The sequence below is a fragment of the Sphaerisporangium melleum genome, from assembly GCF_014646695.1.
GTDB classification, from domain to species: Bacteria; Actinomycetota; Actinomycetes; order Streptosporangiales; family Streptosporangiaceae; genus Sphaerisporangium; species Sphaerisporangium melleum.
Window position 1 is genome coordinate 90,782 of sequence record NZ_BMNT01000010.1, and the last position, 14,684, is coordinate 105,465.

Consider the following 14,684-nt stretch of genomic DNA (forward strand, 5'->3'; position numbering starts at 1 on the left):
CGCGGAGAGGGAAGGGCGACCCCCACGTGGAAGCATTCTGGATCAGTCTCGGCGTCATCTTCGTCGCCGAGCTGGGCGACAAGAGCCAGCTCATGGCCATGACGTTCGCCACCCGGTTCAAGCCGCTGCCGGTGCTGGCCGGCATCACCCTGGCGACCGCCGTGGTCCACCTGCTGAGCGTCGGGCTCGGCGGTCTCATCGGGGACGCGCTCCCCACCACCGCCATCGCGGTGGTGGCAGGTGTGGCGTTCCTCGGCTTCGCGCTGTGGACGCTGCGCGGTGACGAACTGAGCGAGGAGGAGTCCCGCAAGGCCGACCGCGCCACCCGCAGCGCGCTGATCGCGGTCACCGTGGCGTTCTTCCTGAGCGAGCTCGGCGACAAGACCATGCTCGCCACCATCACCCTGGCCACCCAGCACGGCTGGTTCGGCACCTGGATCGGCTCGACCGTCGGCATGGTGGCCGCCGACGCGCTGGCCATCGTCGTCGGCCGGATGCTCGGCCGGCACCTCCCCGAGAAGGTCATCCGCTACGGTGCCGCCGCCGCCTTCGCCGTCTTCGGCGTTCTCCTGCTCGCCGAAGCCCTCCTCTGACCGAACCGTCGCAGCCGGCCGGGTGCGTGATCGAACGCGCGCCCGGCCGCTCGAACGATCACGCACCCTGCCGAAGCCGGGTGTCTCAGAGGTGCAGGCCCACCAGGATGGGCTCGGTGACCAGGGTGACGCCGAACTTGGCCTCGACGCCGTCCCGGACCTCCCGGGCGAGCGCCAGCAGGTCGGCCGCCGTCGCCCCGTGGTGCGGCGCCCGGTGCGGTACGCCGAGCGCGACCTCCTCCGGGTCGGCGGGGAAGCCGGTCACCGCGTGGCCCCCGGGGTTGGTCAGCGCGAGCGTGTGCTTGGTGGAGATGCGGGCCGGGCCGCGCCCGTACCCCTTGGCGAAGCCCGCGTGCTCGATCAGCCACGCGGCCGGCACCTTGACCGCACCGTCCGGCATCTCATGCCGGGGGAACCCGGGGGCCCGGCGGTCCAGGTCGGCCGCCTGGCCGGCGTCCAGCACCGGGTTGGTGAAGAACGACCCGGCGCTGCAGGTGTCGGGGTCGGCGGCGTCCAGCACCATGCCCTTGCCGCGGCGCAGCTCCAGCACGGCGTGCCGGGCCTCGTGCAGGGTGACCCGGTCGCCGGGCTTGACGCCCAGCCTGCCCGCCAGCTCCTGGTAGGCGACCGGCCGGGACGTGCCGGACTTCTCCAGCGTGTAGGTGACGGCGAGCACCACATAACGCGCGAGATCGGCCTTGAAGGCGCTGTGCCGGTAGGCGAACCCGCACTCGGCGGCGTCCAGGTCGAGCACCTCGCCGGCGCGGCGGTCGTAGACGCGCACCCCGGTCACCGTCTGCGAGACGTCCTGCCCGTACGCGCCGACGTTCTGGATCGGGGTCGAGCCGACCAGGCCCGGGATGCCGGACAGGCACTCGACGCCCGACCAGCCCTCGGCGACGGCCCGGGTGACCAGCGCGTCCCAGTCCTCCCCCGCCTGGGCGGTGACCACGACGCGGTCGCCCTCGTCCCGGACGGCGACGCCGCGCGAGCCGACCCGCACCACCAGGCCGTCGAACCCCTCGTCGGAGATGAGCACGTTGCTCCCGCCGCCGAGGACCAGCACCGGCTCGCCGTCCCGGTCGGCCGCGGCCACCAGCGCGACGAGCTCGTCCGCGGTGGCGGCCTCGGCGAAGGCGCGGGCCCGCCCGCCCACTCTCAACGTCGTGAACGGCGCCAGCCGTACACCTGCCAGTCGGTCAGCCATGCGTCTTTTCCCCGGACCTGCCAAAGCGGCGCGCGCCGGCCGCGCGCCGGGCATCAGCCTAACGGCCACCCCCGCCCGCCCCACCACACCCGGCTGCCCCCCGGCCGCGCCGGCGCCGCAGAATCGGCACCCCCGCGCCGAGGTCGCTCATCTCGGGTGCGGGCCGAGGAACCAGGTCACCCGGCCCGGCATGGCCGATCACCCATGGGCCGGCCACCCTCGTGGACCGGGTCGGGATGGCCGGGCCGGTCAGGAGGCCGGGTGGGAACGCAGGAGGTTCAGGACCCGGTCGTAGGTGCGGCGGGACTCCCGGTCGCGGTAGTCGGGGTCCACGTCGTGGTAGCCGCGGTGCCGCTCCTGGTGGACGGGGAGCCGCTCGTGCGGGACGACCAGGGTGCCCGGCAGCGCCAGCGAGAACTCCAGATCGCCGTTGCGGTAGTAGCGCGCCTTGTCCGGGAAACCACCCGCCTCCAGCGCGGCGTCCCGCCGGACGGCGAACAGGTAGCCGAGCAGGCCGCGCACCTGGCCCGGGCCCGCCTCGTGCCAGTCGCGGCCCCCCTCGTCGGGATCGACGCCCTTCCATCCGGCCGCGACCACGTCGCCCTCGATCGCCGCGACCAGCGGCGTGATCGCGTCGCCGTCGAGGATCGTGGAGGTCTCCATGACGACGTGGACGTCCGCAGAGTCCAGCGCGAGCAGCTTGTTACGGGCGGCGCCCCACCCGGCCGGGCCGCCGCGCCAGTGCGGGGTCTCGGCGACGTGCCATGCCTCGATGCGCTCGGGGTGCCGCTCGGCCAGCTCGTGCAGCACGCTGCCGGCTCCCTCGACGTCGCCGAGGTCCAGCACGAGGATCTTGGCGGTGGTGTGCGCGATCAGCGCGTCCACGCACTTGCGCACGTCGGCCGGGCCGCCGTCGACGAGCAGGCCCACGCTCACCTGGCCCGAGGGGACCTCGGCGTGCTCCCCGGCGGCGGGAGCGGCGCTGATCGCCTCCTGCAGCCGGGACGTCGCGAGCGCGGCGTCCCACAGCACCTGCGAGGCGACCACGTTCTCGGTGCCGGGCTCACCCTCGGTGCCGTCGGCCACGTTGGGCGTCCGGGCCGCGCCACCGGCGGCCTGCTCACGCGCGGGCGAGTGCCTCTCCTCCACGGCCTCGGCGGCCCGCTCCCGGCCGGGCCGACCGCTCCCGGTGTCCCCGGCGCCGCCGGGGACGGGGATCGACGCGACCGTGGGCCAGATCGTGAACGGCGGCCTCACGGTCAGCGCGAAACCCTCGGCCACGTCGCGGATCAGCCAGCCCTCGTCCTCGATCTCCTGGCGCAGTTTGTCGGCCGCGGCGTAGTCGCGGGCCTCGCGGGCCTTGGCCCGCCGCTCGGCGAGTCCGGTCACGTGGTTCGGTGGCTCTGTCACGCTCGCCCCACTACCCACCTGCGGCGGAAGCATTCAGCCCCGCCCCGCCCGGCACGCCGGCTAGGCGAGGCGGACGGTCGCGCGGGCCTTGGAGAGCACGCGGGAGTCCCCGGACCGGGCGGTGAGCGCGAGGACCACGAGGTTGCCGTCGAGCTTCTCCTCGACCACCGCGCTGACCGTGATCACCGCGCCCTCGTCGTTGTCCGGGACGACCACCATGGAGGAGAACCGGACGCCGTAGTCGACCACGGCCCCGGGGTCGCCCGCCCAGTCGGTGACGAAGCGGCCGGCCTGCGCCATGGTGAACATGCCGTGCGCGATCACGTCGGGCAGGCCCACGGCCTTGGCGTGCCGCTCGTTCCAGTGGATCGGGTTGAAGTCACCGGACGCGCCGGCGTACTTCACCAGGTCCACGCGGTGGACGCGGTAGTCGACGGCCGGGATCTGCTGGCCGGCCTCGACCTCGTCGTACTTCACGGTCGCCGTCATGGGTTACGCCGCCCCTCCGCGCTCGATCAGCAGGTTGTGCGTCCGGCAGACCGGCTCGCCCTGCACGGTGGTCACATCGCTGGTCACGGTGACGAGCTCGTTGCGGCCGACCGAGCGGATCTCCGAGATGGTCGAGGTGCACTTCAGTTCGTCGCCCGCGTAGATCGGGCGGGTGTACTCGAAGCGCTGCTCGCCGTGCACGACCATGGCGAAGTTGAGACCGAACTCGGGGTCGGCGAGCGCCTCGGCGGCACCGGAGAGGGTGAACACGATGGGGAAGGTCGGCGGGGCGATGACGTCGGGGTGCCCGGCGGCCCGCGCGGCCTCGGGGTCGCGGTAGATCGGGTTGTCGTCGCCGATCGCGGCGGCGAACTCCTTGATCTTCACCCGGGCGACCTCGTAGGTGCCGGCGGCCGGATATGTCCGTCCGACGAAATCTCGGTTCAAAGCCATCGTGCCGGTGCCCTTTCGACGTGCGCGAAGCTGACCAGGACGGCGTCCGCGGGTGCCCCGGGCCGCCGCGAACCTCGGCGGGAGGCGACGCGGACGTCCACGTCAGGCCGACGGTAACAGAACAACCTTCGGCGAACCGGTCGCGGGGCGCGAGCCGTCCGCAGAAGTGTCCCAGGAAACGCCACCGGCCGAAGGCCCGGACATCCGCCGGTAGCACGGCCGCCTGCCGCACACGGCGGGAAGAATCGGTCGCCGGACGCGACAAAACCGGCGTTCTCTCATTGGAGAACGCCGGTCACGCGTGAAAGTACACGTGTGGTCGCGAAGGCCCCCCGCCCTCGCGGGCACCGTCCCAGGGCACGTCAGCGTGCGTGACGGTGGCGTCCGCCGCGGCCGTACGGCGCGGCGGGCGGTGTCGGTCTTAGCGCGTCTCGCGGTGCGGACGGTGCGTCTTGCAGTTGGGGCAGTACTTCTTCAGCTCAAGCCGGTCCGGGTCGTTGCGCCGGTTCTTCCGCGTGATGTAGTTGCGGTGCTTGCACTCCTGGCAGGCCAGCGTGATCTTCGGCCTAACGTCGGTGGCAGCCACGTGGGAGTGCCTTTCTACGTTCGGGACACATGGACAACCCGCACCAGGTCACCTTCGCAGGGAACCCGGCAGGGTAGTAGCGGAGGCCGGACTTGAACCGGCGACACAGCGATTATGAGCCGCTTGCTCTGCCTGACTGAGCTACTCCGCCTCACGACCGGCGAACTCGACCGGCCTCGAAAGGATACCCGACCAGCACGACGATCGCGCATGGCGGTCGCGTGTCCGATCTCGACCGGGTGTTCCCAGTATGCCGGAACACGGGACCCCTGCACTTCCCCTATTTCCGGCACGGAGTGAACACGGCCAGGTATCAACAAGCGAAAAGCCCCACCTGGATTCCCAGGAGAGGGCGTTTACGCTGCCGAGCCCCTTTACGGAATCGAACCGTAGACCTTCTCCTTACCATGGAGACGCTCTGCCGACTGAGCTAAAGGGGCCTGTCTCGCGTGCGTTTCGCGTTCCCGCTCCGCGCTTCGGACAGGTGTAACCATACACGCCCCCGCCGGGCTACGCGAATCAGAACCAGCCCCTGACTCCCCCGGCCGTCACACCTGCTCACCCCGCCCCCGGACGCCCACTTCCCCGAGCCTGCAGCGCCCCCGGCCGCACGTACTTCTACGGCCGGCGAGCCGGAGAACGACCTGCCTGCGGGCGTGGTGCGGCCTCGCTGCGCGCTTTCCGGGCTTGGGTCTGGACGGCTACGACAGCGCCTCGGTGCGGGGGCGCGCGGAACGGAGGCCGAACGGCACGGTGATGACCTCGCACAGGTCCGCGAGATCCACGTAATCCCGCAGCTCGTCCACGCTGGAACAGTCGGCCACCAGCTCGCCGTACCGCCGGAGGCGCAGCACCTGGTGGCCGCCGCGCGTGGCGGCGGTGATCTCGTACCCGTCCGGTCCGACCCAGCGCGTCTCCATAGCCGCACAGAGTATGCCTGATCACCTTTCGTTTCTTGAAGTATCGGCAATCGCTCTGCCACCAAAGTCAACCCCAGCCGCGCCTGCACCATGCGCCACCCAACCCCCTACCCCGGGAAGCGCAGCACCCGGACGGCCGCGGGCAGGTGGAATCAGCAGCCCGCCCCCGCCCGTCCGGTTTCGCGGCGGGGCTCAGGCCCGTTCGCGGGCCGGGACAGGCGACTGCGGGGGGACCTCGCCGACCGTGTAGGTGGCCGTGAGGTCGTTGAAGCGGGCGAGCATGTCGGCCAGCAGCCGCACGTCCTCCTTCGGCCAGGCGCCCAGCAGGGCGAAGAAGCGCTGCTGGCGGGCCCGGCGGGCGCGGTCGAGCCGGGCCTTGCCCTCCTCGGTGAGGGCGAGCAGCCAGGCGCGGCCGTCCAGCGGGTCGGACTGCCGGCCGATCAGGCCGAGCTCCTCCAGCACCTTGATCTGCCGGCTCATCGTGGCCTTGCCGACGCCGAAGTGCACCGCGAGGTCACTCGGCCGGGCGGGAGCGGCCTCGTTGATGCGGACGAGGAGGGTGTACGCGCCGGGCTCGAGGCCGGGGTGCACCGCGCGCCCCACCTCGGCGGACAGCGCCCGGGATCGTCGCAGCAGCAGCCCGAGCTGGGCCTCCAGCTCGCAGTAGGCGTCCGCGTCTTCGACAGGCGCGGGCGCCCCCGTCTCCGCCTTCATCTCGCCGCCCCCTTCACGCCCCCGTGCCTTCGGGCTCCGTGTCGCCCGCGAGATCATTGTCCCGTACCGCCTGTACGTCGAGCTCCACTTTCAGTGTCGCTCCTATCAGCGCGATGCCGGCCTGGACCACCTGGTTGTAGTTCATCGCGAAGTCCTCCCGGCGCAGTTCGGTTACCGCGCGGAAGGCCGCGCGCAGCCCGCCCCACAGATCGGGCCCGGTGCCGAGATAGGACAGCGCGAGATCCACCGGACGGGTGACCCCGGCGAGCGTGAGCAGGCCGTGCAGCGTCCAGCGGTCCGGGCCGGCGGCCGACAGCCCGGTGCTGCGGAACGAGATCACCGGGTGGGCGGCCACGTCGAGGAAGTCGGCCGAGCGCAGATGGTCGTCGCGCGTCCGGTTGCCGGTGCCGATCGACGCCGCGTCGATCTCGGCCACCACCGACGACGCCTCGGCCGTGACACCGATCTCTATGTGCCCGCTGAACTCCGAGAACCGTCCCTGCACGCTGGACAGTCCCAGGTGCTGGGCGGTGGCGGCGACCTTCGAGTGGGCCGGGTCGATCGTCCAGCGGCCGGGCGGCGGCAGTTCCACCCCGCCCTGCCGCGCGAGCACGATCACCCCGAGGTCGGCGCCACCGGACGCGGTCGCCACCGCGGTCGCCGCGGCGGGGGCGTACCCCACCGCGGTGACCACGACCGTGTGGACGCCGGGAGGCAGCGGCGGCGTCGCCGCCGCGCCCTCGGAGTCCACCTCGGCACGGGCGATCTGGCGCCCGGCGGCGTCGGTCACGGTGAGCACGGCGTGCCGGATCGCCCAGCCGTCCTTGCCCCGGACCACGGCGCGCAGGCCGGGTTCGGTCCCGGTGGCCGTGGCACCGGGACCGGCGATGCTCCGTTCGCCGCTCATTCGGGGTGACCGAGCCACACGTCGTGGGCGTCGTCGCCCTGACCGGTGAGGTTCACCGTGCTCGCGACCGGCGGGTACCCGGTGGCGATGACGGTGTACTGGCCGCCGGTCAGGTCGGCGAAGGCGTACTCGCCGTCCTCCCCGGTGGTCGCGGAGCCGACCACGTTGCCCGCGGCGTCGACCAGGGTGACCCGGGCGTCGGCCAGCGGCCGGTCGCCGCCCTTGACCCGTACGGTCCCCCGGACCCGGGCGCCGTTCAGCAGCACGACGTCCTGGGTGGTGAGGCCGGTCCCGACCGCGACCGGCACCGCGGCGGGGCGATACCCCTCGGCGCTGACCGCGAGCGTGTAGTCGCCCGCGACGACGCCGGTGAAGCCGAAGCCGCCGTCCTGGCCGGTGACGCCGGTGGTGACCACCTCGCCGCGTACGTCGGCCACGACGACCATGGCCTGCTGGACGGGGGCTCCGTCCATGTCGCGGACCGTGCCGGCCAGCCGTCCCGACCCGACGAGCACCAGGTCGAAGTCCAGCGGCCGCTCCCCGACGGCGAGCGTCGCCACCTGCGGGTCGTGCTCGCCGGCCGAGGCGATCAGCACGTAGGTGCCCGGCCCGGGCGTCCACAGGCTGTAGGCGCCGTCGGCCTGGGTGACCGCCCGGCCGAGCTGGTGGCCGCGCAGGTCGATCAGGGTGAGCGTGGCGTGCCCCACCGGGGCGCCGTCGCCGCCGCGGATCACGCCCTGGATCCCGCTCCCGTCCTGGGGAGCGCCGAAGGCCGTCCCGTCGACGGCGAAGGTGTCCGGGGCGTCGGACACGGCGGCGGGCGCGAAGGCGTCGAACGCGGTGGGTTCGGCGGCATGAGCACCCACTGTCAGGCCGGGCTGTGTGCCGGCCACCGGCGACGGCGCGGGCCGCTGCGCGTGCCGCCCGGTCCTGGACGACACACCGTTCCCGGCCGCCGCCACGCCGGCCATCGCGCCGTTCGCCGCGCTCGCGGTGGTCACCGCGCCGTTCGCGGCGAGGTCCGCCACCGCGCCGTTGGCGCCGCTCGCGGCCGTGGCCGGGGAGTCCGCCGGGGCCGGTGCGGCGCCCGCCGCGCGCAGCTCCTCGCCGCTCGCGGTGCGCAGCGGGACCTCCTTGATGAACAGGACGGCGATGAGCGCCAGCAGCGCGAACGGCGCCGCGTACAGGAACAGGTCGCCGATGCCGTGCCCGTAGGCGTCCTGCACGACCCTCCGCACGGGCGTGGGCAGGTCGGAGAGCCGGGGAATGGTGCCGCTGTCGAGGGCGGCGCCACCGGCGCCGATGCCCTTCAGGCCCTCGGCGAGGTAGTCAAGGATGCGGTGGCCGAGCACGGCTCCGAGCGCGCCGACACCGATGGCGCCGCCGAGGGTGCGGAAGAAGGCGACGACCGAGCTGGCCGCGCCGAGCTCCTGCGGCCGCACCTGGTTCTGCACCGACAGGACGAGGTTCTGCAGGGTCATGCCGACGCCCACGCCGATGAGGAACATGTAGGCGGCCATCAGCCAGTAGTCGGTGTCGTACCGCACCGTGCCCATGAGGGCCACTCCGGCGGTGAGCAACAGGGTGCCGATGACCAGGAAGACCTTCCACCGCCCGGTGCGGGTGATGATCTGCCCGGAGATGGTCGACGACAGCGCGAGGCCGAGGATCATGGGCAGCGTCATGACGCCCGCCATCGTCGGGGTCTCGCCCCGGGCGAGCTGGAAGTACTGGCTGAGGAAGGTCGTCGCGCCGAACAGCGCGATGCCGACGAACATGCTGCCGATCACCGCGAGGCTGATGGAGCCGTTGCGGAACAGGCGCAGCGGGACGACCGGCTCGGCCGCCCTGGACTCCACCAGCACGAACAGCAGCGCCAGCACCAGGGAACCGCCGACCATGGCGCCGGTCTGCCAGGACACCCAGTCGTAGTCGTGGCCGGCGAAGGAGACCCACACCAGCAGCAGCGACACCGCAGCGGTGATCAGGGTCGCGCCGAGCCAGTCGATGCGGACCTCACGCTTGTGCACCGGGATGCGCAGGGTCTTCTGCAGGACGAGCACCGCGATGAGGGCGAACGGCACGCCGACGTAGAAGCACCAGCGCCAGCCGAGCCACGAGGTGTCGACGATCACGCCGCCGATCAGCGGCCCGCCGATGGTGGCCAGCGCGAACACCGCGCCGAGGTAGCCGGAGTAGCGGCCACGCTCGCGCGGGGAGATGATCGCCGCCATGATCACCTGGACCAGGGCGGTGAGACCGCCGGCGCCGAGGCCCTGGATCACCCGGGCGCCGATCAGCGTGCCGGGGTTCGGCGCGAGGCCGGCCACGATGGAGCCGGCGATGTAGATCAGCAGGGAGAGCTGGACCAGGGTCTTCTTGCTGACCAGGTCGGCGAGCTTGCCCCAGATGGGGGTCGAGACGGTGGTGGCGAGCAGGGTGGCGGTGATCACCCAGGTGTAGGTGGTCTCGTCCGCGTGCAGATCGTTGATGATCGTGGGCAGCGCGTTGGACACGACCGTGGACGACAGGATCGCCACGAAGAGGCCGAGCAGCAGTCCCGACAGCGCTTCGAGAATCTGTCTGTGCGACATGGGCTCGGCCGGACCGGGGGCGGCCTCCCGTGTCTGTGCCGGTACTGCGGTGGTCATCGAATTCCCTTCAGTGTCTGAGAAGTACGGAGCGGTCGGGGGGAGCCGTCCTCGTCCGGCGGTGCCGGACCGTCGAGGTAGGGGTGGCCGGGACCGTCGCGGCGGGGATGGCCGGGACGGTCGTGATGGGGATGGCCTGGCCGGACGGGGCGGGCGTCGAAGCCGGCGCGCAGCCGGGCGAGCAGGCGGGACAGCTCGGTGACGTCCTGGTCGGTCCAGTCGTCCAGCGTCACGGCGAGGACCCGCCTGGCGTGGGCGGCCATCTCGTCGATCACGCGCTCGCCGTCCGCGGTGAGCCGCACGTACCAGGAGCGCCCGTCCCGGGGGTTGGGCACGCGCTCGGCCCAGCCGCGTTCCTGGAGGTCGGCGACGTGCCGGGTGATGACCGACTGGTCGACTCCCGAGCACTCGGCCAGCTCGCCCATGCGCAGGTCGCCCTGGCGGCGCAGCACCGCGAGCAGGCCGAGCCCGGCGCGCGGGCCGGTGAACGGCAGGTCGCGCTTGAGCGCCTTGAGCATCGGCACCACCTCGCCCAGCCGGGCGAGCAGCTCCTCGCAGTCGGCCTCCGACGCCATGACCCTTCCTCCATCTGGTTGCCTTAGGCAAATATATATGATTGCCCAGGGCAACCTTTCAAGGGATACAACTATTCCCCGGCGAGGGCCCGCGTCCGGGCTGAGGTGCCCCGACATGCGAAAACGGCGCCGTCCTCGCCCGTGGAGGGCGAGGACGGCGCCGTGTGCGGCACACCGAACAAGCGACCACCGGCACCGGACGGCCGGTGGGCCGGCCGGGCGGCCGACGGTCAGGGTGATCCAGGTCCCGGATCAGCGGACCGGTGGATCAGCGGGCCGGCGGACAGGTGACCGCCGGCCCGGGGGATCGGTGGATCGTGGATCCGGCGCCTCCGCGGGTGGCGGAGCCGCCGGCCGCGGCTCAGTGGTGCGGGTGGCCACCGTCGTGCGGGTGGTGGCCGCCGGCGTCGGACGGACGGCGCCACGGCCCGGTGATCGCGAACACGTAGCCCGGCGACTGGATGTTCGCGAACAGGATCTTGCCGTCCTGGCTGAACACCGGGCCGGTGAACTCGCTGTCGTTCATCTCGTTGCGCGCCATCGGGTACGGGGTGCCCTGCTTGGTCACACCGACCAGGTGGGAGACGCCCTCGCCGTCCTCGGCCAGGATCACGCCGCCGTACGGCGAGACGGTGATGTTGTCCGGGCCGTCATAGTTCGTGTCCGCCTCCGGGTCGGGGTTCACCCCGAAGATGGTCTTGAGGGTGACGGTCTCGGACCTGGGGTCGTAGAACCAGACCTGGCCGTCGTGCTCGTTGACGCTGCCGTCGTCGTTGCGGGCGTAGCTCGCGACGAAGTACGCACCGTCCTCGGCCCACCAGGCGCCCTCCAGCTTGCGGCTGCGGGTGATCTGGTCGTCGGTGAACTGCTTGCGCACCGAGGTGGTCGTGGCGTCGCGGTCGGGGACCTCGACCCACGTGACCTTGTACCGCGTGCCGGGCTGGGTGGCCTCGGACAGGTCGGCGATGTGCTTGCCGCCCTTGTAGCAGCTCATCGCCTCCAGCTTGCCCGCGGTGTCGCCGTTCGGGCCGAGGGCGAGCCTGCGCAGCGCACCCTTGCCGGCGCGGAAGCCGCGCGGCGGGGTCCAGCGGAAGTACAGGCCGTTCGGGCCGCTCGCGTCCTCGGTCAGGTAGATCGCCGCGGTGGCCGGGTCGACGGCGACGGCCTCGTGCGAGTAGCGGCCGAGGTACTTCAGCGGCACCGGGTTCTTGTTGGCCTCGCGGTCGAACGGGTCCACCTCGAAGACGTACCCGTGGTCCTTCTCGAAGGCGCCGCCCTTGCGCTGCTCGGTCTCCTCGCAGGTCAGCCAGGTGCCCCACGGCGTCACGCCACCGGCGCAGTTGTTGTGGGTGCCCGCCACGCTGACGTACTCGCGGACGCGGTTCCCGTTCTTGTCGACCTCGATGTTGGTCGTGCCGCCCCTGGCGCCCGGGTCGTAGGTGAGGCCGGCAAGCGCGGGCACGCCATAGGGCTCGGTGCCGCCGATCTCGTGGTTGTTCACCAGGACGAACCCGTGGGGGCCACGGAAGCACCCGGTGCCGTCGGCGTCGCTCGGGGTCGGCTCGCCGGTCTCCAGCAGGGTCTTGCCGGCCTCCGCCACGATCTTGTACGAGAAGCCACGCGGCAGCGCGAGGATGCCGGCCGGGTCGGCGACGACGGCGCCGTACCCCGCGGTGCCCTGGGCACCGGTCTGTGCGAAGGCCGCGGGGCCGGCGATCGTCTCAAGGCTTCCGGCGACGGCGATGCCGAGGCCGCCCACCGCTCCGGCGCGGAACAGGTCACGGCGGGACAGGCCGCGCTCCGAGGCCTCCGTCTCGGCGCCCGGCGTCTCGTGGCGAGACATCGAGGAGGTCATGAAAACACCTTTTCCAGTCACGTGGCGGGGTGGTCATAGTGGACCCAAGCCTCTAGATATGAACGCTTCCTCCCGCAATACGAACGTTGCGGTTAAGCCATCGCTAACGTCCCGTACACCCCTTTGGTCACAGCCGATGGGCGGGCCGGCGCTCTTCCATTCCAGCCAACCAGCGACACCCCCGCTCCTCAACCCCCCACACCGCCGCACACGCGGGGAGACCGCTTCCGCGACCCGAGGTCTCCTTGGAACGGGGGCACCTCGCGCAGAGATCACCTTCTCCATGCGAACTCCGCCGCGTCTTCCCGCGTCCAACGAAGCAACCTCGGCACCGGCCGATTCGTTCGCATGATCCACGACGGGGGTCCCATGAAGCATCGCCTGCCACTCGCGACGGTCAGCGCCGCGGTCCTTCTCGCGCCGCTCGCAGCCTCCGCGTCCGCCGACGCCGCCTCGGCGGCCACCGCCGTACCGGCCACGGCGCACGCCACCGCCCCGGCCGGCACGAGCGCCCGGCCGCTCACCGGCGTGGCCGTCTACGCCCGGTACGACCGCGGGTACGCCGTGACCCGCTACACCCCGGCGAAGGGCTTCACCCGGCTCGGCGTGGCGCCGGACACCGCGCAGTTCAGCGCGTCCCCGGACGGCGAGAAGGTCGCCTGGGTCACCGCCGGCGGCCAGGTGCAGGTGGCCGCCGGGGCCAAGCCCACCACCATCGCCAAGGGCGCCCCCGCCGGCATCCCGTGCCTCACCCCGGTCTGGTCCCCCGACTCCACCAAGATCGCGTTCCCGTCCCGCGGCACCGCCGACGCCCTGCCCGTGGTCATCGTGAACGCCCGCGGCACCGGCAAGCGCGTGGCCGGCAGCACCACCGGCACCTGCCACCTGGCCTGGTCCGCCAACGGGCGCTACCTGGCCGGATACGCCGGAACCACCGAAGGTGTCTTCCGCCTCGACCTCACGACCGGCCGCTCGGTCAAGGTCAAGGGCGTCAAGCTGAGCAACCACGTGCAGAGCCTGTCGCCCGACGGCAGGCGGGTCGTGGTGCGCACGCTGTCCCCCCGCGAGCCGGGAGGCGACGGCGCCTGGCCCACCTGGTACCGCCCGACGATCATCGACACGGCCACCGGCGCGCAGGTGCCCATCCCCGTCTCCGGCCGGCTCGTCGGCGCCCTCTACCTTCCCGACGGCCGCCTCGTGGTCCGCGTCGCCGGCGCCACCCACAACACGCTGGTCGTCCTCAGCGCGTCCGGCAAGCGACTCCAGCGCCTCGCCGAGCCCGCCGCCGCCCGCACCCAGGCCCTCCTGCACGTCGTCCGGTGAACCTCCGCATGGCCCTCAAGGCTCGGCGGCGTGAGCAGGAAGCCGTACGCGCAATCCCGCACCCGGCCGTGGCGGCCTGACCGCTGGGAGCGGGGGCGTTAGTGCACACGGGGTGGTCATTGTGGTGCGCGTACGCCGTCTGGTACGCGCTGCGCGTCTCCCATCCCCGACTGGCGCGGGCGGCGTGGCTCTTCCCGCTGGGCATGGTCGCGGTCGTGCTCACCACGGGCAACCACTACGTCCTCGACCTCGCCGGAAGCGCCACCTTGCTGATCGTCTCCATCACCGTCGCCTCAGCCTGGACCCACCTGACCGAGCGCCGCCGCGCCCGGAATCAGCATTCGCGGAGCTGGAGCACGAGAAGAACTCCCTGAGACCGGCGGCCAGGCGCCGGCGTTGGGCGGTCCGAGCCGGCCGTATCCCGCCGAGGGACTTCACCTTCCTTTCGCCGCCGATCAGCCGTTGCCGTCGTCTCGCCTGCCGGAGAAGAGCAGGGACAGGGGCAAGGTGGAGCACCCTGCCCCTGTCCCCGTCATCCGCCGAAAGCGCTGATCACAACGTGATCATGCCGGCCGCTCATTGACCGTCGAGCAGGTCACGTTCGCGCTCTCACGCTTGCCGTTCCGGTGCTTGAGCACCCAAATGCCCTCTTCGTTGAACCGGATCCATGCCTCGTCATCGTTGAGTCCTCGTATCCAACCGGCGGACACACCACCGAATATCCGCACGCCCTTGTCCTTGTCCAGGAACTGGATGTACCCCTGGCCATCGCGCGACCCGCGGACCTCGTGGGTGATCACGCTGTTCACGTCGGCCTTGTCGGCCGCCATGGTCCCCCACTCCTGGGTCCCATCTCGGTACACGTTCAGCCCTGCTTTAGGGAAGGTGATCTTCCCGTCGTCGGAGCTTCTCCCTTGCACCCATTCGGTGTTCACACCGTTGACGTCGGCCTTGTCGGCATGCACGGTTCCCCAAGCCCCGGACCCCTGACGAACGTCCAC

At 72.0% G+C, this 14,684-nt stretch carries 15 protein-coding genes and 2 tRNA genes; 3 read left to right on the forward strand and 14 right to left on the reverse strand.

Going from position 1 to position 14,684, the window contains the following annotated elements:
- Positions 1-26: 26 nt before the first annotated feature.
- On the forward strand, positions 27-593 hold the full coding sequence (locus tag IEY93_RS10790) for a TMEM165/GDT1 family protein (RefSeq protein ID WP_189162860.1): 567 nt from the start codon (positions 27-29) through the stop codon (positions 591-593).
- A gap of 85 nt (positions 594-678) precedes the next feature.
- On the opposite strand, the gene IEY93_RS10795 is transcribed toward IEY93_RS10790, so the two are convergent.
- The 13 genes from IEY93_RS10795 to IEY93_RS10855 all read right to left on the reverse strand — a co-directional run bounded on the left by IEY93_RS10795 (position 679) and on the right by IEY93_RS10855 (position 12,360).
- On the reverse strand, positions 679-1,800 hold the full coding sequence (locus IEY93_RS10795; RefSeq protein ID WP_189162861.1) for a UDP-N-acetylmuramate dehydrogenase: 1,122 nt from the start codon (positions 1,798-1,800) through the stop codon (positions 679-681).
- A 249-nt stretch (positions 1,801-2,049) separates the two neighbouring features.
- Positions 2,050-3,210: a glycosyltransferase family 2 protein gene (locus IEY93_RS10800; RefSeq protein WP_189162862.1), complete on the reverse strand. Its 1,161-nt coding sequence runs from the start codon at positions 3,208-3,210 to the stop codon at positions 2,050-2,052.
- Between the two features lie 60 nt (positions 3,211-3,270).
- Entirely contained in the window at positions 3,271-3,699 is a 429-nt protein-coding gene (locus IEY93_RS10805; RefSeq protein ID WP_189162863.1) for a MaoC family dehydratase, read from the reverse strand.
- A 3-nt stretch (positions 3,700-3,702) separates the two neighbouring features.
- A complete protein-coding gene (locus tag IEY93_RS10810; protein ID WP_189162864.1) occupies positions 3,703-4,152 on the reverse strand; it encodes a MaoC family dehydratase N-terminal domain-containing protein in 450 nt (149 codons plus the stop codon).
- 421 nt (positions 4,153-4,573) lie between these two features.
- Positions 4,574-4,738, reverse strand: a complete 165-nt coding sequence (gene rpmG / locus IEY93_RS10815) for a 50S ribosomal protein L33 (RefSeq protein WP_189162865.1) — start codon at positions 4,736-4,738, stop codon at positions 4,574-4,576.
- Between the two features lie 77 nt (positions 4,739-4,815).
- A tRNA-Met gene (locus IEY93_RS10820) sits at positions 4,816-4,889 on the reverse strand.
- A 216-nt stretch (positions 4,890-5,105) separates the two neighbouring features.
- Positions 5,106-5,178, reverse strand: a tRNA-Thr gene (locus IEY93_RS10825).
- Between the two features lie 261 nt (positions 5,179-5,439).
- Entirely contained in the window at positions 5,440-5,658 is a 219-nt protein-coding gene (locus tag IEY93_RS10830; RefSeq protein ID WP_189162866.1) for a transposase, read from the reverse strand.
- Between the two features lie 192 nt (positions 5,659-5,850).
- Complete coding sequence (locus IEY93_RS10835) at positions 5,851-6,372, reverse strand: MarR family winged helix-turn-helix transcriptional regulator (protein WP_189162867.1); 522 nt, start codon at positions 6,370-6,372, stop codon at positions 5,851-5,853.
- A gap of 13 nt (positions 6,373-6,385) precedes the next feature.
- Positions 6,386-7,279, reverse strand: a complete 894-nt coding sequence (locus IEY93_RS10840; protein ID WP_189162868.1) for a YceI family protein — start codon at positions 7,277-7,279, stop codon at positions 6,386-6,388.
- Positions 7,276-9,930 carry an MFS transporter gene (locus IEY93_RS10845; RefSeq protein WP_203968248.1) on the reverse strand — a complete coding sequence of 885 codons (2,655 nt, stop codon included), beginning with the start codon at positions 9,928-9,930 and terminating at the stop codon, positions 7,276-7,278. The genes IEY93_RS10840 and IEY93_RS10845 overlap by 4 nt, the downstream gene beginning before the upstream one ends.
- Positions 9,927-10,505, reverse strand: coding sequence for a MarR family winged helix-turn-helix transcriptional regulator (locus tag IEY93_RS10850; RefSeq protein WP_189162869.1), 579 nt, complete (start codon positions 10,503-10,505; stop codon positions 9,927-9,929). Before IEY93_RS10850 ends, IEY93_RS10845 begins: the two co-directional genes overlap by 4 nt.
- Before the next feature lie 361 nt (positions 10,506-10,866).
- Positions 10,867-12,360, reverse strand: coding sequence for an alkaline phosphatase PhoX (locus IEY93_RS10855; RefSeq protein WP_229691036.1), 1,494 nt, complete (start codon positions 12,358-12,360; stop codon positions 10,867-10,869).
- 369 nt (positions 12,361-12,729) lie between these two features.
- Between IEY93_RS10855 and IEY93_RS10860 the strand changes: the two genes are divergently transcribed.
- Together IEY93_RS10860 and IEY93_RS10865 are read left to right on the forward strand one after the other, a co-directional pair.
- Entirely contained in the window at positions 12,730-13,683 is a 954-nt protein-coding gene (locus IEY93_RS10860) for a TolB-like translocation protein (protein ID WP_189162870.1), read from the forward strand.
- A 101-nt stretch (positions 13,684-13,784) separates the two neighbouring features.
- Entirely contained in the window at positions 13,785-14,057 is a 273-nt protein-coding gene (locus tag IEY93_RS10865) for a phosphatase PAP2 family protein (RefSeq protein ID WP_203968247.1), read from the forward strand.
- Positions 14,058-14,246: 189 nt separating this feature from the next.
- On the opposite strand, the gene IEY93_RS10870 is transcribed toward IEY93_RS10865, so the two are convergent.
- Positions 14,247-14,684, reverse strand: a 438-nt coding sequence (locus IEY93_RS10870; RefSeq protein WP_229691037.1) for a hypothetical protein, incomplete at its 5' end; no start/stop codon positions are given.

Excerpts from the sequence above, each read along its gene's own strand:
- IEY93_RS10810 (WP_189162864.1), bottom strand. The coding sequence starts at position 4,152 with ATGGCTTTGAACCGAGATTTCGTCGGACGGACATATCCGGCCGCCGGC.
- IEY93_RS10860 (WP_189162870.1), top strand. The coding sequence starts at position 12,730 with ATGAAGCATCGCCTGCCACTCGCGACGGTCAGCGCCGCGGTCCTTCTC.
- IEY93_RS10830 (WP_189162866.1), bottom strand. The coding sequence starts at position 5,658 with ATGGAGACGCGCTGGGTCGGACCGGACGGGTACGAGATCACCGCCGCC.
- IEY93_RS10850 (WP_189162869.1), bottom strand. The coding sequence starts at position 10,505 with ATGGCGTCGGAGGCCGACTGCGAGGAGCTGCTCGCCCGGCTGGGCGAG.
- IEY93_RS10795 (WP_189162861.1), bottom strand. The coding sequence starts at position 1,800 with ATGGCTGACCGACTGGCAGGTGTACGGCTGGCGCCGTTCACGACGTTG.
- IEY93_RS10845 (WP_203968248.1), bottom strand. The coding sequence starts at position 9,930 with ATGACCACCGCAGTACCGGCACAGACACGGGAGGCCGCCCCCGGTCCG.
- IEY93_RS10840 (WP_189162868.1), bottom strand. The coding sequence starts at position 7,279 with ATGAGCGGCGAACGGAGCATCGCCGGTCCCGGTGCCACGGCCACCGGG.
- IEY93_RS10805 (WP_189162863.1), bottom strand. The coding sequence starts at position 3,699 with ATGACGGCGACCGTGAAGTACGACGAGGTCGAGGCCGGCCAGCAGATC.
- IEY93_RS10835 (WP_189162867.1), bottom strand. The coding sequence starts at position 6,372 with ATGAAGGCGGAGACGGGGGCGCCCGCGCCTGTCGAAGACGCGGACGCC.
- IEY93_RS10855 (WP_229691036.1), bottom strand. The coding sequence starts at position 12,360 with ATGACCTCCTCGATGTCTCGCCACGAGACGCCGGGCGCCGAGACGGAG.